This is a genomic window from Corynebacterium sp. UMB10119B (genome assembly GCF_030228125.1).
In the GTDB taxonomy this organism is placed as follows: Bacteria; Actinomycetota; Actinomycetes; order Mycobacteriales; family Mycobacteriaceae; genus Corynebacterium; species Corynebacterium pseudogenitalium.
Genome location: NZ_JASPBG010000006.1, coordinates 61,206 through 78,091, shown reverse-complemented (window position 1 = coordinate 78,091; position 16,886 = coordinate 61,206). Strand labels below are relative to the sequence as shown.

Here is a 16,886-nt window from a genome sequence, read left to right as displayed (position 1 = left end):
ACTTCTAGAGCGACTTTTTGATTTGCTCGATTGCGTACGGGATGGTGAGGGGGTTCGGCATGCTCATTGCATTGGCGGTATCGGTGTCTAGCCAGTAGACCCCGCCACGCTTGTTGACATCAAGGTCCATGAAATTCTCGTCGTTCTTCAGCGCATCGATTGCGCCGTAGTAGTCCAGCACGAAGAGGTAGTCCACGTCGTTGAAGTCGACGTAGTTTTCAGGCGACCAGTCGAGGAAGAAGCTGGAGCCATCGCCGTTGAACTTCTCTGGGATCTTGAAACCAAGCTTTTCAATGAAGGAGCCGCGGCCGTCGCCCGAGGTGTATACGCCAAACTTTCCGTCGTAAGGCATGCCGATTACCGCTGTTTTGCCTTGCAACTCAGGGTGAGCTTCGCGGAAATCTTGGAAAGCCTGCTCGGAAGCGGCGATGAGTTTTTCGCCTTCGGCTTCCTTATTCAACGCCTTGGAGATTTCCTTAATCTGCTCATCCCACGGCACTTGCCAATCTTCGTATGCATCCGAGTGGAAGGTAGTTGGCGCAATTTGCTCGAGCAGCGCCTTCTTGTCAGCTTCGAGACCACTGTTCACCGCAATGATCTTTGTCGGGTTGAGCGAGGCAACTCTTTCGGCAGTGTCGGTGCTGAACTCGGTGGTCGTATCCCGGATCGGGTTTGGGTCGACTGTGAGTTTGTCCTTGGCCCATGGTCCAAGTCCGGAAGGGTCTCCCGAACCTTCCTGTTGCCAGGTGGCGTAACCGACCGGTTGTTCACCGAGCGCAAGGACCGTATCGACGTCGCCGAGACCCATTGTCACAATGCGCTCCTCTGACCCGTTGGCATTGGAGGTTTCGGGAGCGGTTGTCGAATCGCTTGATCCGGTGGAGCAGCTGGCAAGCATGAGCGCCGCAGTGAACGTGGCTGCGATCCCCTTCAGGGCGCGAGGGGTAAAGAGTGTCAAGGTTGCACCTTTCGTAGGTGGTTAAAGAATTTCGCGTTAGGTCTCCCTGACCTAACGTGACCACTCTAAGGTATGCCTTGCCTAATGGGCAATCCTTGTCTAGGCGCTCGGGACCGGGTCGACGAACGTCGATACGAGGTAGCGGTTGCTGTCGGAGCGGTTGATGATGCCCACGACGGTGCCGTCATCCGCCACAACCAGCGCCTTCTTTAGGTGTTTATCGGCGAGGACGGAGGAGATGTGCCCGAGGTCGTTGTTGACGTTGACCGTGATGACGGACTTGGTCGCGATGGAGACGATTGGCCGGTCGAGGACTACGGCGACGTCGGTACCGAACTCCGTCGAGTCGTTGTGCGCGAGCAGCGCATACGGTGTGGTGAGCGCCGGGACGGAGTCGCCGATGACGTCTCGAGCACGTCGCCGTCGGAGACGAAGCCCGTGGTGGGCGTCATGACGGCCGAGCCCAGCATGTATGCCGTGGCGAGCCACTGGACAGTCGAGACGCCAATGTTGAAGTCGGCCATGATGTTGGTGAAGCCGACGTTGAGGAACGTTTCATTAAACGTAGCGATAAACGCAGCAAGCGCCGCCGCAAACATAATGGACAGCGGCCGATTTTCTGCAGCCTGAGCTGCCGAGGATGGAGACGTAGCCATGAAGCCTCTCTCAGTCGAGCGGATAGGAATGGCTTCGGTGGCGTTAGCGGATTTACGCGCGGCTATCCCGGCAGCGGGACCGCACAACGTGTCTCGTATTCCAGGCCAGGGGCAAGGCTGTAGCAGATTTTCGGTTTTGGTAGGAGTGGATTTCAAAGTGGCGAGTAAAACCATTCCAAACTGCCGAGTAAAAGTATTTCAAAATGACGAGTGAAACCATTTCAAAGTGCGGAATAGGCAGTTCATGGCTATGATTTATCCTCATGGTGGATTCGTATATTGCCCGCATTGCGGACGCTCAATTAGAGGCAGCGCTTCGGCGGCAAGGTGGGGTGCTCATCCAGGGACCAAAAGGCTGCGGGAAAACAGAGACGGCAAGCCGACAAGCGGGAAGCATTTTGAATGTTGAAACCGATCACAGCGTCCCATTGGCGATGGCTACCGATCCACGGTTGCTGCTCGATGGGGAGGCACCTCGCCTTTTCGACGAGTGGCAACTGCATCCTCGCCTGTGGGATTTTGCGCGACACGAAATTGATCGACGCAAAGCGAAAGGGCAGTTCATTTTCACAGGCTCGACAGCGCCTGGGGTGAACGCGACTCGCCACTCCGGGGCAGGTAGATTTGCGCGATTGACGATGTCGACCATGACTCTATTTGAATCGGGCGAATCGGATGGCTCGGTATCTTTGCGGGATGTCGTTGCTGGCAAGTCTCCTGCTTTTGCAACTCCGCCACTCGCATTTGCGGATTTAGCGAATCGGATGTGTCGTGGTGGCCTGCCCTACAACGTGGATCTTTCTTTGGAAGATGCCATTCAAAACGTCCGCGACTACATGCAAACAGTTGCGGGCGTAGACATTCACACGGTTGGGGATGTGACTCGCGACTCGGAACGGGTTCGTAGAGTTTTGCGCTCTATTGCAAGAGCCGTCGCGACAGAGCTTAACCTACAGACGATTGCAACCGACGTCGAAGTGAGTCGCGATACAGCGCGTGACTACCTTGACGCACTTTCTCGGATTTTCGTCTCCGTGGATCAACCAGCCTGGTCGACTCACCTGAGGACAAAAGCAACGTTGCGAAAGTCTCCCAAGCGTCACCTCGCTGACCCTTCGTTCGCCATGGCTGTCCTTGAGCGAGGCCCACATCATCTGATGCAGGATGCCCGCTATTTTGGGCAACTGTTTGAGTCGCTCGTTGTGCACGAACTACGCGCGTTGACTGGCAAGACGGTGTACCACGCAAGGCTGAATACCAAGCTCGAAGTGGATGCTGTAGTCAGCTTTGACGATGTTGATCTACTCGTCGAAGTGAAGCTTGGCTATACGCCAGAGATTCTTGACCACGCCGCAGATACGCTTAAACGGTTTGCGGATCAGCTTGAACGGGAAACAGTTTTGCTCATCGTGACCTCAGGGGGTCCGGTCCACAGGCGTGCGGACGGTGTGATTGTTGCGCCGATTGGGGCGTTGGGTCCGTAGCGAAGGGGGTGACGTGCTGTTCCGCGGGTGGTGGTCACTGAAAAAGTTGGGCGGGGAACTTTTTCAAAAGGATAGGAGGGGAAACCTCTGTACCATGTGCACATGGAACCTCGAAGCATTCTCCGGACCTACGCGACGGCGATGGTTGTGTGCCTCGCGCTGGCGATCGGTACGCAGATCCTGCTCGGTAGCTCCGTGGACTTCATGACTATGACCATGGTGTGCGGCATCGTGGAGGCATCGACGGCGCTGCTTGCGCTGGGCGGAGCAGCCTGGTTCACGCAAGCTGCGTGGGGGCGCGGCTACAGAAGGGCAGTTGTGACGGCGTGGGTAGCCGCGGTGTGCCTGGTGGTCGGGTGGGGGTCGATGGCGGTGGCGCGGTGGGAAGAGTATCGGGCGGAGATGTCCCTGCCGATCATCAACCTCTTTATGTTCCTCATTCCCATCGGCCTGGTGGTGTTGTTGAGCGCGGTCCAGCTGGTGCGGAGGCGCTAGCGCTGCGCACCTTTAATAAGGAACACCACTCCCACGATCGCGCAGGCGGCCGCGATGATAGCGCCTGTCGAGCCTGAGATGAACATGACAGCAAACGCTGAGAGCAAAATTCCTGCCCCGCCAATTAAGAAATCCATAGGTTGCAAGGCTAGTGCATGTCAGTAGACTTCGGTGACCTTGGAGGGGTCGCCGAGGCGCTCGCCGGCGAGTACGAGGCCGAGGAAGCAGAGTGGTACGACGTAGCCGAGCACGATCCAGAAGGTGTGCAGGCGCGGGCCGCATGCGCGGGCGATGCCGACGCCCACCAGGGTGCCCACGGTGTTCATGAGGAGGTCGTCGATATCTGAGTAGCCGAGCGAGAAGATGTATTGTCCCGTTTCGACGGCCAGGCTCAGCCCGAACCCGAATAGGATGGCCCAGCGGGCGTCGCGGAAGGCAACGTATGCGAGCACGCCGATGGGGATGAAGAAGGCGATGTTGCCGCCGTAGCCGAAGATGGGCGCGAACCAGGATTGGGCGTCGTGAAGCTCGGCGAGGGGTTGCAGCGAGAGGCCGCGGCGGCGTTGGTTGGCTGGATCCCAGAGGTAGCCGATGCGGAAGAACGCTTTACACATTGTTAACGCAATGACGACGCAGCAGTAGGCGGCGAGTGCTCCGAGGGCTTTGCGGTTCATGGTTGCAACCTAGCACAGTTTCACACCAGTCACAGGGGTAACGGTGGGGGCGTCGAAAGGCTGCCCTGAACTGCGTAAACGGAAAAGCGAGATAGTGGGTGAAAATAAATGCTTGACTTTCACCCACTAATTCTTTAAAGTAAACAGCAAGTTAACAAACGGTCAACAAAGTAAATGAAACCGAAGGGAGAGTGTCATGAAGTTCCTCAAATACTTGCTCACGTACGATACGCGCACGATCCTTGAGGCGATCGACCGCGCATCGAACTAACAACTAACACAGAGCGAACGCGAACTGGCGGGCACCGACGAGGGGGTTGGTGCCCGCCAGATTTTTCATGTGCACCCACATATGAGAGCGCCGAACATGCACCGGCGCCCGCGAACGCACTACGCTTAGGGCGAAACTCTAACTAGGCACCGAAAGTGAGACCTGTGGAAACCACGACTGCAGTAGAAGTCCTTCAGCGAGTGCTGATGCCGAAGAAGGGCGAACCGCACGACGTTCGCATGCTGTACCTCATCGAGGCAGAGCAGAACAAGCAGCGCTTGACGTGGGCGGACCGGACGAGCGTATCCATCCCCGCCGGGGAGGAAGTTTCCTTCGAGACGTACTTCAACGCGTTCCCGGCATCCTATTGGCGGCGCTGGTCGCAGCTGGAAAACGTTGTGCTGGCGATGGAAGTTGAGGGGCAGGCGACTGTCTCCATTTACCGTTCGAAGCACGACGGTAAGCGCATCGCTGTGCAAAACGCTGAGGCCAGCGACGGCGTGCTGGAGGTAGTGCTGCCGCTGCGCAACTTCGAGGACGGCGGCTGGCTGTGGTTCGACGTCACGGCGGAAACGGACACGACGATCCGCAACGCGGGTTGGTTCTCTGACAAGGAGCCGGAAGCACAGACGATGCCGGACGGCACGACCACCGGCCCGGAGCCGAAGCAGGTCGCGGTGGGCATCCCGACGTTCAATAGGCCTCGCGACGCCGTCAACGCCCTGCACGCGCTGGCAGAGGACCCGTTCGTGCTCGAATCCATCTCCGATGTGCTGATGCCCGACCAGGGCAACCAGCACCCGTCGGACCTGCCGGACTTCAAGGAAGCGGAGAAGAACCTGCAGGGCAAGCTGCAGATCTTCCGCCAGGGCAACCTAGGCGGCTCGGGCGGCTACGGCCGCATCATGTACGAGGCGCTGCGCACCACGGACGCCCCATACATCCTCTACATGGACGACGACATCGCGATCGAGCCGGATTCGATCCTGCGCGCGGTGCAGGCCGCCCGCTACGCGAAGGCCCCGATCCTGGTCGGCGGCCAGATGCTGAACCTTCAGGACCGGTCGCAGCTGCGGACGACGGGAGAGGCCGTCGATAAGGATGTGTTCATGTTCCGCGCCGCGGAGCACGCGGTGTACGACCACGACTTTGCCAAGTACCCGCTGGGCTACCTCGGCACCGAGGAAGAAGAGCTGGACCCTCGCAAGACCACGTCGCGTGCCCTGCACCGCCGCGTCGATGTGGACTACAACGGCTGGTGGATGAACCTCTTCCCACGCGTCGTCGCGGAGAAGCTCGGCCTTCCGATGCCGCTGTTCATCAAGTGGGACGACAACGAATACGCCCTGCGCGCCAAGCAGGCCGGCTTCCCCACGGTGACGTGGCCGGGCGTGGCAATCTGGCACATGGCCTGGGCAGATAAGGACGATGCCATCGATTGGCAGGCGTACTTCCACATGCGTAACCGCCTCATCGTCGCCTCCCTGTACGGACCGGAGGCCCCGGACGCGATGCTGAAGAACATGCTGAAGTCCACCTACAAGCACATCATGTGCATGGAGTACTCCACCATGGCCATCCAGCTGGAGGCCATGAAGGACTTCCTCGCAGGCCCGGACCAGCTGTTCGACATCCTCGAGACCTCGCTGCCGCGCATCCAGAAGATCCGCGCCAACTACGACGACGCCAAGGTCGTCTCCTCCGCAACGGAGCTGCCAGCGCCGACGGGCGCGCCGGGCGTACCCACCAAGAACATCGGCGGGCGCCTGGCCAAGCTGAAGAAGATCCCGTGGGCGGTCAAGGCGCTGCGCCACCAGTTCACCCAGGAGAACCAGGAGCACTGGGAGGCGCCGCAGCTGAACCTCACCGCGGAGGAGGCCCGCTGGTTCACGCTGGCCCGCCTCGACTCGGCGACGGTGGCCACGGCAGGTGGCACGGGTGTGGCATTCCGCAAGCGCAACAAGGCGCTTGCCGACGACCTGCTGCGCGAAACCAAAGCGCTACAGGAAGAAATCAAGGAGCGCTGGCAGGAACTGCGCCAGCAGTACCAGAGCGCGAAACCGGCGCTGACCAGCGCAGAGAACTGGGGGAAGGTGTTCGATGAGCAAGCGTGAGGCTGATATCCTCGTCGCGATCCAGAACGCGGCGTACACCCCGGCAGCCGTCAAGGCTGCCAGAGGCTTGAGCCACTTCGGCGAGCACGACCTTGGCTGGTTGGCCGTCGCGGGGCTCGGGGCGGGCGTCGATAAGAAGAGGCGCTCGAAGTGGCTGGCGCTGGGCGTGGGCACCTTCGTGGCGCACGCGGCGAGCGTCGTCATCAAGCGGATTGTGCGGCGCCCAAGGCCGCATGACCCCCGCGTGAACATTGGCGTGGCCACCCCGTCGAAACTGTCGTTCCCTAGCTCGCATGCGACGAACACGGGCGCGGCCGCGGTGCACCTGATGGACATCACGGGCAAGAAATGGCCGCTGCTGCTCGTACCGGTGATGATGTTCTCCCGCAACCTCCTTGGCGTCCACTACCCGACGGATACTATTGTCGGTGCTTTGCTCGGCGCCGGGTGCGCCAAAGCGACGATCAAGGTGGAAAGGCAGCTGAAGTGAGCAACACGCAACCGCACGAACCCTTTTTGAAGCCGGAGCCCCACACTGAGGGCGTGGACTACCAGCAGGTACGCGTCCCGCCGAAGAACCTTCCCGACGCCATGGTGAAGGGCCTTCGCCCGAAGCAGTGGGTGAAGAACGTCCTGGTGCTGGCGGCTCCGCTGGCCGCTGGGACGGAGGCCTGGACGTCCCGCACCGCGCTGGACGTGCTGCTGGCGTTCGTGGTGTTCTGCTTCGGCGCCTCCTCGATCTACCTGGTCAACGACGCCCGCGACGTGGACAGTGACCGCGAGCACCCGACGAAGCGCTTCCGCCCGATCGCCTCGGGCATGCTGCCGATCAACCTGGCCTACGCGATGGCGGTGGTGCTCATCGTCGCAGCGCTTGGCCTTTCCTTCTTAGCGACGGACGGCTTCGCCCTCGCCCTCGTGATTGGCATCTATATTGCGCTGCAGCTCGGCTACTGCTTCGGCTGGAAGCACATCCCGGTCATCGACATCGCGCTGGTGTCCTCCGGGTTCATGCTGCGCACCATGGCCGGTGGCGTGGCGGCGAACATTGACCTGTCGCAGTGGTTCCTGCTGGTCGCGGCGTTCGGCTCGCTGTTCATGGCGTCGGGCAAGCGCTACGCGGAGCTGCTGCTGGCGCAGGAGACTGGCGCGAAGATCCGCAAGGCCCTGGAGGGCTACACGGCCACCTACCTGCGCTTCGTGTGGACCCTGTCCGCGACCGCCGTCGTGATGAGCTACGCCCTGTGGGGCTTCCAGCTCTCCAACTCGGTCGAAGGCGCGGCCGCGGTCTGGTACCAGATCTCGATGGTGCCGTTTGTGATCGCGATCCTGCGCTACGCCGCGAAGGTTGACGGTGGTCACGGCGGCGCGCCTGACGAGATTGCCCTGGAAGACCGCGTGCTGCAGATGCTGGCCGCAGCCTGGATCCTGTGCATTGTGCTGGCAGTTTACGTGGTGCCAGCGCTGGCTTAGTAACATTGGCGCAATGAAGATCAACGCCCGGGTGACGCTGCTGCTGTCGTGCGCCATTGCGGGCGTGTTCGCATTTTGGGGCGGGTGGACCAGGCGCTGGATGTCTGACGACGGCCTCATCGTCCTGCGCACCGTGCGCAACCTGCTGGCCGGCAATGGCCCAGTCTTCAACGCAGGCGAGCGCGTGGAGGCGAACACCTCCACGCTGTGGCAGTACTTGATCACCGCCTTCGCGATGGTCAGCGACGCCCGCCTGGAAACCATCGCGATGTGGCTCGCGCTGCTGTGCACCGTCGTCGCGGCGGTGCTGGCCACCTACGCTGCGGGCAGGTTCTGGCGCACCGCGCCGGTGGTGCCGCTGGGCATCCTGGTGTACTTCGCCCTGCCGCCCGCGCGCGATTTCGCCACCTCCGGCCTTGAGTGGGGCCTGTCCCTGCTGTGGCTGGCGGCGTGGTGGGCGCTGCTCGTCCAGTGGGCGGGCGGCACCGCGCGCCGCGCCGCCCCCGTGGTCGGCTACTGGCTGGCCTTCTGGTGCGGACTGTCCTGGCTGGTCCGCCCAGAGCTGGCACTCTACGGCGGGCTGACCGGCCTGGTCCTGCTGGTGTACTCGCCGCGCAAGACGCTCGGCATCCTGGCGGCAGCGCTGCCCGTGCCCGCCGCGTACCAGATCTTCCGCATGGGCTACTACGGCCTGCTCACCCCGCACACCGCGGTGGCCAAGTCTGCCTCCGGCAGCGAGTGGGCCGACGGCGCCACATACGCCTGGGACTTCATCGGGCCCTACGCGCTGTACCTGCCGCTCCTGCTGGTCATCGCGGTACTCCTTATTTCTTTACGACGCTTCCTCGTCACCGGACGCCGTGCCGCCATCGTGGCGCTCGTCGTGGGGTGCGCGCTGATCCACATCCTGTACGTGCTGCGCGTCGGCGGCGACTTCATGCACGGACGCATGTGGCTGCTGCCGCTCTTCGCGCTGCTGCTGCCGGTGATGGCCGCCCCACTGACGCGCCTCAACTTGGTGGTTGCGCTGGTGTTGGTGGTGTGGGCGTCGATAATTGTGGTGCGTGCCCACCCGCTCGACGAAGACATCCACAGCAGGTCGGCGAAAGAATTGGGCATCGTAGACGAGCGCGAATTCTGGACGATGGCCGTCAACCGCGAACCAGACAACCCGCCGCGCTACGCCGAAGACTTCCTGGGCTCGAAACTCATGACGAACTACACAGACGCTGTCATCGAGGCCCGCGACGCCCACGCCGCCCAAATCGCACCGGGGCTTATCAGCCGCGACCCGGAGCTCTACTCCTGGTACCCGCGCCCCCGCGTCCCCGAGGCTGACAGTGACCTGCAGGCCTACCCGTTGTCGCTTTACCTGATCAACCTCGGGATGACCAGCATGAACGCGCCTCTCGACGTGCGCGTCCTCGACACCGTCGGACTCGCCACACCGCTCGCGGCCCGCATGCCGCGCGATCCCGAAGGGCGCGTCGGGCACGACAAGCAGCTCGCCGCCGAATGGCAAGTTGCGGACACGGCCGTCGACCTCTCAAAGCTTCCCGAGTGGATCGACCAGGAGGAAGCGCGCCAAGCCCGCGCCGCACTCCGTAGCCCCGAAATAGCCGAGCTGCTCGCCACCTCCCGCGAGCCAATGAGCCGCGAGCGCTTCTGGAAGAACATCAAATACTCCCTGGGCAAGGGCCGAACCCTCCAGCTTTCCGACGACCCCTCCACCTACCTCAGCTACCTCACAGAAGACGAACAGGCACGGCTCAGCCAAGGCGAGGATTTGGGTATCCATAGCGGTACCCGTGTAGTTTGGTAGCAAACTGCTGAGAAAGGGAAACGCTGTATGAAGAACCGCCACGGACTCATGGGCCTAGTGGTAGCGCTCCTGACCGCGCTGTCGATGATCGTCGCCGCCCCCCAAGCACAAGCCGCCAACCGTGACTGGCTGCGTCCCGACTCCACCGGAACCTGCGAGTGGGACCGCGTCGGCTACTGGGTACAACGCTGCACCGTCTGGTCGCCAGCAATGGGCCGCCACATCACCGTCCAGATCCAGCCCGCTCAGCGCGGCGGAAACGCCGGCCTCTACATGCTCGACGGCCTCCGCGCCACCGAACGCACCAACGCCTGGGTCCAAGACGTCAACGCAGCACGCACCTTCGTCAACCACAACATCACCCTCGTGATGCCTGTCGGCGGCCAGTCTTCCTTCTACACCGACTGGAACGCGCCAGCCACCTACAACTTCAACAGCCCCGTCACCTACAAGTGGGACACCTTCCTGTCCAAGGAGCTGCCCGCATACCTGCAGCGCCACTTCGGCGTATCCCCGACGAACAACTCCATCCTCGGCCTGTCCATGGGTGGCACCGCCGCGATCAACCTCGCCGCGCTGCACCCGCAGCAGTTCCGCCAGGTGTTGTCCTACTCCGGCTACCTCACCACCACCATCCCCGGCGCCCAAACCGCGCTGCGCCTCGCACTTCTCGACGGCGGCCTCTACAACCTCAACGCCATGTGGGGCTCCATCTTTGATCCCCGCCGCTACGAGAACGACCCATTCCTGAACATGGGTAACCTGCGGGGCCGCGACGTCTACGTCTCCGCCGGAAGCGGCACTCCATCCGCACGCGACGACCGCTACTTGCCACAGCACAAGGCCGCCGGTATCGCGCTCGAGATGGTCGCGAACTTCACCACACGCCTGTGGAGCGCCAAGGCCACAGCCACCGGCGTCAAGCACACCGCCGTGTTCACACCTGTTGGCCTGCACAACTGGGAACAGTTCGGCCAGCAGCTTGAGTACACGAAGCCTCGCATCCTCAACGTGATGAACGCCTGGTAGTTTTTGGCCCTTGCACTTCTTGGCTCCCGCGCACCAAATTCCTTGATTTGGTGGGCGGGTTTTGCGTTTCCCCAGGTGGTGCGGCTCGCGGGAGGGAATTTGGTGTCTGCCTAACTCCGGTGTGCACCAAATTCCTGGATTCTCGCGTGCTGATCTGCAAACGCCCAGGTCGCTGACTCTCGCTGAGGGAATTTGGTGCTTGGTGTACGAGGGTGAGTGACAAAAGACGCACCCCAGTTTTGACGACCTGGGCTTTTACCCCGTCCCCGAGCATGAATTGCGTCCTCTGCCACTCGCTCCCCGATCTGCGCACCAAATTCCTTGGTTTGGTGGGCGGGTTTTGCGTTTCCCCAGGTGGCGTGGCTTGCGGGAGGGAATTTGGTGTCTGCCTAACTCCGGTGTGCACCAAATTCCTGGATTTTCGCGCGCTGATCTGCAAACACCCAGTTCGCAGGCCCTCGCCGAGGGGATTTGGTGCACGCGCCCCACCCAACGCCAAATAACTCGGTGGCGCTCCGGCGTGTCTGGTGGCTAAACTCTCAAGGCATACTTAACCTTTAGAGTGATTTGTTAGCGCCGTCGCTGGTTGATTCCGGGGGAGGGGAACCCTCGGAGTTGGTCGTAGAGCACGCGGCGCTGGTTGTGCACACCCAAAAATGGCAAAAGCCCAGAAGAAGAGTTGAGGCAGGAAATTCATGCGTGAGACCCGTTCCCCTATGAATCGGATGAAGAAGGCTGCGATTGTGGCGGCGGCGGTGCCGATGGTGGCGTCGTTAGTTCCGGTGGTGTCGACGTCGGCTGCGGCGCAGTCGTCGTTGCCGCTGTCGAGTAACCGTGGTGGGCTGTCGGATAATATTCGGCCGTCGGACCCGCCGAAGCGGACGCCGATTGAGGTGGATAAGAACCCGCAGATCCCGGGCCTGCCTGAGGGCGTGAGCGTGGACCGCATTGAGTGGTTGACGAACCGCCGCGTGGCTGTGTTTATTCGTTCGGCGGCGATGCCGGAGCAGTTGATGCAGGTGCAGATCCTGCTGGCGCGTGACTGGCACTCGAATCCGCAGGCGAAGTTCCCTGAGGTGTGGGCGCTGGATGGTCTGCGTGCTCGTGATGATGAGAATGGCTGGACCATCGAGACGAATATTGAGCAGTTCTACGCTGACAAGAACGTGAACGTGATCCTGCCGGTTGGTGGCGAGTCTTCGTTCTACTCGGATTGGCAGCGCCCGAACAACGGAAAGAATTACAAGTGGGAGACCTTCTTGACGAAGGAGCTCGTCCCCGTGCTGAACAACGAGTTCCGCTCGAACAACAGCCGCGCTGTGGTGGGTATCTCGATGGGTGGTACTGCCGCGATTAACCTGGCGGAGCGCAACCCGCACCTGTTCAAGTTCGTGGGTTCCTTCTCTGGTTACTTGGACACCACAACCACGGGTATGCCGACGGCGATTAAGGCCGCGCAGATGGATGCGGGCGGCTACGACTCGGAGGCGATGTGGGGCCCGGCTGGGTCGCAGGACTGGATTGACCACGACCCGAAGCTTGGCATTGAGGCGTTGAAGGACATGACGGTGTACGTGTCCTCGGGCTCGGGCCGCGATGACTTTGGTAACCCGGAGTCGGTGGCGAAGGGCGCTGCGAACCCGGCTGGTGTCGGGCTTGAGGTGATTTCTCGCTTGTCGACGCAGACCTTCGTCGATTACGCGTCGCGGACGCCGGTGAAGCCGGTTGTGAAGTTCCGTCCGTCGGGCGTGCACTCCTGGGAGTACTGGCAGTTTGAGATGACGCAGGCCTGGCCGTACATCGCGAATGCGTTGGCGTTGGCGGAGGCGGACCGCGGTTCGGACTGCAACCCGGTGGGCGCGATTGCTGAGGCGACGAAGTCTGGTGTGATCGGTAGCTGCGTGAATAACGAGTACGACGTCGCTGACGGCAAGGGCAAGGCCGAGGACTTCCGTGGTGGTACCGCGTTCTGGTCCCCGAAGACGGGTGCGTACCCGCTGTTTGGCGCGATTTTGGCGAAGTACAGCGGCCTGGGTGGCGCGTCGAGCTGGCTCGGTTTCCCGACCACCGGTGAGACTAAGACGCCGGACGGCGTCGGCCGCTTCGTCCACTTCGAGAACGGCTCGATTTACTGGACGCCGCAGACCGGCGCGTACGCCATCCCTGGCGACATGTTCAAGGCCTGGGGCGAGAACGGCTACGAGACGGGCGACCTGAAGTACCCGGTTGCTGAGGCGAACCAGGTGGGCAAGGGCTACGTGCAGAAGTTCCAGGGCGGGTTCCTGACCCGCAACCCGGATAAGAGCCACAACATTGTCCACGGCGCGATCGCCGAGAAGTACGGCGAGCTGGGCACGGCGACGAGCGCATTGGGCTACCCGAAGAGCAACGAGATCGCGATCCGCGGAGGGTTCTTCCAGCAGTTCGAGAAGGGCAACATCTACTGGTCGCCAGAGACCGGCGCACACGTGGTGCTCTATGGCGACATCTTCGAGGAGTGGGGCAAGCGCGGCTACGAGCAGGGCGCGATGGGCTGGCCGACCTCGGACATGCGCGAAATCCCTGCCGGTGGACTGGTGATTGACTTCCAGCACGGAACGCTGGAGCAGGTCAACGGCGTGGTCCGCGAGCGGAAGTAAGGAGCGGCGATGAAGCGACTGCTGACGAGCGCAAGCCTGTGCCTCGCGTTGGGCTTGGCGGCCTGCGGTGGCACGACGGTGGAAAGCGATGACGTAACGGCGACGCAGGCCCCGCCGACGGCAACGTCGTCGGCGTCTGGCACTGCGAAGGCGACGACGTCGGAGGGAGCGAAGCCGGCGTCGAAAAACCAGGGCCCGGCGGATCAGCCGGCGCGTGAGGTGACCTCGATTCCGGAGCAGGCGCCGACGTTTAGCCCGAAAGAGCAGGCGTTCCTTGACCAGCTGCAGCAAAGCGGCGTGAATGTGAAGGGCGTCGAGGATCAGTTGACGGCGACGGGCGCGACGGTGTGCAATGGTGACTCCGTGACGCGCGATGCGGTTGCGGGGCAGCTGGTAGAGCAGCGCCGCACCGATTTGGATGCGAATGCCGTGGCGGCGCTGATTGGTGAAACCGCGCAGTCCAAGCTGTGCAAGTAAGGGAGTAATATGCGCAGAGCAGGCGTTGTAGCTGCGGTCATTGTGGTGCTCGCGGCGATTGGGCTGGGGGTATTCCAGTGGCTCAAGAACCAGGACGGGCCGAGTGTCGTTGAGCCGGGTGAGCCGGGCACGTCGACGGAGGCTCGCCAGGAGCCGGATTGGTGCCCGACGGTGGAGTTCGTTTCGATTCCGGGCACGTGGGAATCGTCAATTGACGACGACCCCTTCGCCCCGCAGGCGAACCCGAACAGCTTCATGCTGTCGATTACGAAGCCGCTGCAGGAGCGCTACCCGATTGACCAGGTGCGCGTGTTCACGGTGCCGTACACGGCGCAGTTCCGGAACATTCAGACGCCGCAAGGCCGCAACGAGATGAGCTACGACGAGTCTCGCGCTGAGGGTACGGCGCGTGCGAACGGCGAGATCGCGTTTGTGGCGGAGCAGTGCTCGAAGACGAAGTTCATTGTGGCAGGGTTCTCTCAGGGCGCGGTGATCGCGGGCGATATTACGAGCCAGATTGGCGCGGGTACGCACGCGTTGCCGCCGGAGCGCCTGCTGGGCTCGTTGATGATTGCGGACGGGCGTCGTGAGAACGGCGTCGGCGTGAACCCTGGTGTTGAACTGCGTGGTGTTGGCGCTGAGATTGCGCTGCGCCCACTGCAGATGGTTGTGAGCGCGGCGACGCCAGGCGCAACGATGACTGGTGCGCGGCAGGGTGGCTTCGGCCAGGTGGCTGACCGCGCGTATGAGATTTGTGCGCCGAATGATTCCATCTGTGACGCGCCGCAGGATATCGGAAATGCGGTGGACCGCGCGAGTGCGTTGTTGCTGGCCAACGGCAATCACGCGATGTATGCCTCGAACCCGGATGTGATTCCGGGTACCACTACGCCGCAATGGGCTGTAGATTGGTCGATGTCCGTAATTGATTCTTTCTAGAAACTAACTAATTCTAGGACCTGACTACAAGGAGTGTCCATGGATCTCCAAGTACTGATTCAGCGGTTTATTGACGAAACCGGCCAGATCAAACTCCCGCCGAACTTCACCATCCCGGCCCTGACCGAGATGCTCTACGGGGCAGCCGCACAGGCCGGTGCGACAGGCACCGTCAACATCCGCTCGTGGGACTACTCCGCAGACCCGGACGGGGCGCTGCGCACGTTCACGCGCGCGGAAGTAAACACACGGATCAAGTCGGTGGCGGCGCGCCTGCAGCAGATCGGAAAGCCGGGGGACCGCGTGGCCATCCTGGCGGGCAACTGCCCCGAGTACATTTTCGGATTCATGGGTGCCATGTACGCCGGCCAGATCCCGGTGCCGCTCTACGACCCGACCGAGCCAGGCCACGAAGGCCACCTGCGCGCCGTCCTCGCCGACGCCGAGGCCAACGTGGTGCTCACCAACAAGCAGGGCGCGCCAGCAGTGCGCACCTTCTTCGCGGAGCTGCCGGGCAGGGAGCGCCCGCGCATCATCGCGGTCGACGCGCTGCCGGACACGCTCGCTGCCAGCTGGGTGGCCGGACAGGTGGAGGGGGACGTCGATACGTCGGACCATGTGTCCTTCCTGCAGTACACCTCCGGCTCCACCCGCAACCCGGCAGGCGTGATGCTCACCAACGAGTCCATCGTGTCTAACGTCATCCAGATCTATACGGCGGCGAAGCTGGAACAGCCGATGCGCGTGCCGTGCTGGCTGCCATTGCACCACGATATGGGCATCATCATCTCGATGATGCTGATCATCCTTGGCAGCGAGTTCGAGCTATTCACCCCGCGTGACTTCATCCAGCAGCCGATGCGCTGGGTGGAACGCCTCGGTCGCTGCGAGAGCGACCCGGAGGACATCCACGTCTTCACCGCGGCGCCCAACTTCGCGCTCGAGCTGTGCGCTCGTGCCGTCGGGCACGCGCCGCAGGACCTGGACCTGTCCGTCCTCGACGCCCTCGTCATCGGTTCTGAGCCGGTGACGAAGCCGAGCGTCGACAGCTTCATTGCGGCCTACGAGGGCTTCAACCTGGACCGCAAAGCGATGCGCCCCTCCTACGGGCTCGCGGAGGCGACCCTGCTCGTTTCCACCCCGCAGACCCCGGACCGCCCCAAGTTCGTCACCCTCGACCGCGACAAGCTCACCGAGGGGCTTGCGGTAGAGACAGATGGCGGCGTTGTGATGGCCTCGAACGGCCAGCCGGTGTCCTGGATGCACTTCGCCGTTGTCGACCCGCAGACCCACGACGAGGTCGCGCCTGGCACCATCGGCGAGCTGTGGGCACACGGCCCGAACATCGCCCTCGGCTACCAGGACCGCGCGCGCGACACCGCCGACACCTTCGGCAACACCATCGGCGCCACGCTCCAGGAAGGCCTGCCGAAGGACGGCTGGCTGGCAACAGGGGACCTCGGCACGCTTCTCGACGGCCACCTCTACATCACCGGTCGCGTCAAGGACCTCATCGTCGTCGCAGGACGTAACCACTACCCGCAGGACATCGAGGCCACCGTCATGGAGGCCAGCGAACATGTGCGCAAAGACTCGGTGGCGGCGTTTGCGGTGCCGGGGGAGGACGTCGAAAAGCTGGTGCTGCTGGTAGAGCGCGCGGACACCGCCACCCCGGACGGCGACGCCGACGCCATCGCCGCGATCCGCTCCGCCGTGACCGCGAAGCACGGCCTGGCGCCCGCAGACATCCGCTTCTACGCGCCGAACGAAATCGCGCGTTCCTCCTCGGGCAAGATTGCGCGCCAGGTCAACGCGAAGAACTATCAAGGCTGATAACGAAAAGAAAGGCACGACC

At 62.3% G+C, this 16,886-nt stretch carries 15 protein-coding genes; 11 read left to right on the top strand and 4 right to left on the bottom strand.

From position 1 onward, the window contains the following. Positions 1-4: 4 nt before the first annotated feature. Together QP802_RS06465 and QP802_RS06460 are read right to left on the bottom strand one after the other, a co-directional pair. Positions 5-958, bottom strand: coding sequence for an iron-siderophore ABC transporter substrate-binding protein (locus QP802_RS06465; RefSeq protein ID WP_284805336.1), 954 nt, complete (start codon positions 956-958; stop codon positions 5-7). Between the two features lie 99 nt (positions 959-1,057). Then, a complete protein-coding gene (locus QP802_RS06460) occupies positions 1,058-1,447 on the bottom strand; it encodes a CBS domain-containing protein (RefSeq protein ID WP_284817941.1) in 390 nt (129 codons plus the stop codon). Between the two features lie 430 nt (positions 1,448-1,877). On the opposite strand from QP802_RS06460, the gene QP802_RS06455 reads away from it, so the two are divergent. Both QP802_RS06455 and QP802_RS06450 read left to right on the top strand, forming a co-directional pair. After that, entirely contained in the window at positions 1,878-3,098 is a 1,221-nt protein-coding gene (locus QP802_RS06455) for an ATP-binding protein (RefSeq protein ID WP_284817940.1), read from the top strand. 102 nt (positions 3,099-3,200) lie between these two features. Then, positions 3,201-3,593, top strand: a complete 393-nt coding sequence (locus QP802_RS06450) for a hypothetical protein (protein WP_284817938.1) — start codon at positions 3,201-3,203, stop codon at positions 3,591-3,593. Here the strand turns inward: QP802_RS06450 and QP802_RS06445 are convergent. Both QP802_RS06445 and QP802_RS06440 read right to left on the bottom strand, forming a co-directional pair. After that, positions 3,590-3,730 carry a hypothetical protein gene (locus QP802_RS06445; RefSeq protein ID WP_168156157.1) on the bottom strand — a complete coding sequence of 47 codons (141 nt, stop codon included), beginning with the start codon at positions 3,728-3,730 and terminating at the stop codon, positions 3,590-3,592. The genes QP802_RS06450 and QP802_RS06445 overlap by 4 nt on opposite strands. 21 nt (positions 3,731-3,751) lie before the next feature. Next, on the bottom strand, positions 3,752-4,267 hold the full coding sequence (locus tag QP802_RS06440; RefSeq protein ID WP_284817936.1) for a VanZ family protein: 516 nt from the start codon (positions 4,265-4,267) through the stop codon (positions 3,752-3,754). A 435-nt stretch (positions 4,268-4,702) separates the two neighbouring features. Here QP802_RS06440 and QP802_RS06435 point away from each other — a divergent pair, with 435 nt between their 5' ends. The 9 genes from QP802_RS06435 to QP802_RS06395 all read left to right on the top strand — a co-directional run bounded on the left by QP802_RS06435 (position 4,703) and on the right by QP802_RS06395 (position 16,864). Further along, positions 4,703-6,652, top strand: coding sequence for a glycosyltransferase (locus QP802_RS06435; protein ID WP_284817934.1), 1,950 nt, complete (start codon positions 4,703-4,705; stop codon positions 6,650-6,652). Beyond that, the gene (locus QP802_RS06430) at positions 6,639-7,142 is read left to right on the top strand and encodes a phosphatase PAP2 family protein (protein ID WP_070479664.1); all 504 of its coding nucleotides are present in this window, start codon (positions 6,639-6,641) and stop codon (positions 7,140-7,142) included. The genes QP802_RS06435 and QP802_RS06430 overlap by 14 nt, the downstream gene beginning before the upstream one ends. Further along, positions 7,139-8,125 (top strand): decaprenyl-phosphate phosphoribosyltransferase, encoded by a 987-nt coding sequence (locus tag QP802_RS06425; RefSeq protein ID WP_070361773.1) that lies wholly within the window; start codon positions 7,139-7,141, stop codon positions 8,123-8,125. Before QP802_RS06430 ends, QP802_RS06425 begins: the two co-directional genes overlap by 4 nt. Before the next feature lie 13 nt (positions 8,126-8,138). Then, positions 8,139-9,947, top strand: a complete 1,809-nt coding sequence (locus QP802_RS06420) for an arabinofuranosyltransferase AftB family protein (protein WP_284817931.1) — start codon at positions 8,139-8,141, stop codon at positions 9,945-9,947. 27 nt (positions 9,948-9,974) lie between these two features. Next, positions 9,975-10,976, top strand: a complete 1,002-nt coding sequence (locus QP802_RS06415; RefSeq protein WP_070361775.1) for an alpha/beta hydrolase — start codon at positions 9,975-9,977, stop codon at positions 10,974-10,976. 695 nt (positions 10,977-11,671) lie between these two features. Then, positions 11,672-13,615 (top strand): alpha/beta hydrolase-fold protein, encoded by a 1,944-nt coding sequence (locus QP802_RS06410; RefSeq protein WP_284817929.1) that lies wholly within the window; start codon positions 11,672-11,674, stop codon positions 13,613-13,615. Between the two features lie 9 nt (positions 13,616-13,624). Continuing rightward, complete coding sequence (locus QP802_RS06405; protein ID WP_070479656.1) at positions 13,625-14,092, top strand: DUF732 domain-containing protein; 468 nt, start codon at positions 13,625-13,627, stop codon at positions 14,090-14,092. Between the two features lie 9 nt (positions 14,093-14,101). Next, the gene (locus QP802_RS06400) at positions 14,102-15,031 is read left to right on the top strand and encodes a cutinase family protein (RefSeq protein WP_256000769.1); all 930 of its coding nucleotides are present in this window, start codon (positions 14,102-14,104) and stop codon (positions 15,029-15,031) included. Positions 15,032-15,070: 39 nt separating this feature from the next. Then, complete coding sequence (locus QP802_RS06395) at positions 15,071-16,864, top strand: FadD32-like long-chain-fatty-acid--AMP ligase (RefSeq protein ID WP_284817926.1); 1,794 nt, start codon at positions 15,071-15,073, stop codon at positions 16,862-16,864. Positions 16,865-16,886 lie beyond the last annotated feature (22 nt).

Coding starts and splice junctions, on each gene's coding strand:
- QP802_RS06400 (WP_256000769.1), top strand. CDS start 14,102: ATGCGCAGAGCAGGCGTTGTAGCTGCGGTCATTGTGGTGCTCGCGGCG.
- QP802_RS06410 (WP_284817929.1), top strand. CDS start 11,672: ATGCGTGAGACCCGTTCCCCTATGAATCGGATGAAGAAGGCTGCGATT.
- QP802_RS06420 (WP_284817931.1), top strand. CDS start 8,139: ATGAAGATCAACGCCCGGGTGACGCTGCTGCTGTCGTGCGCCATTGCG.
- QP802_RS06440 (WP_284817936.1), bottom strand. CDS start 4,267: ATGAACCGCAAAGCCCTCGGAGCACTCGCCGCCTACTGCTGCGTCGTC.
- QP802_RS06445 (WP_168156157.1), bottom strand. CDS start 3,730: ATGGATTTCTTAATTGGCGGGGCAGGAATTTTGCTCTCAGCGTTTGCT.
- QP802_RS06430 (WP_070479664.1), top strand. CDS start 6,639: ATGAGCAAGCGTGAGGCTGATATCCTCGTCGCGATCCAGAACGCGGCG.
- QP802_RS06415 (WP_070361775.1), top strand. CDS start 9,975: ATGAAGAACCGCCACGGACTCATGGGCCTAGTGGTAGCGCTCCTGACC.
- QP802_RS06395 (WP_284817926.1), top strand. CDS start 15,071: ATGGATCTCCAAGTACTGATTCAGCGGTTTATTGACGAAACCGGCCAG.
- QP802_RS06450 (WP_284817938.1), top strand. CDS start 3,201: ATGGAACCTCGAAGCATTCTCCGGACCTACGCGACGGCGATGGTTGTG.
- QP802_RS06405 (WP_070479656.1), top strand. CDS start 13,625: ATGAAGCGACTGCTGACGAGCGCAAGCCTGTGCCTCGCGTTGGGCTTG.
- QP802_RS06455 (WP_284817940.1), top strand. CDS start 1,878: ATGGTGGATTCGTATATTGCCCGCATTGCGGACGCTCAATTAGAGGCA.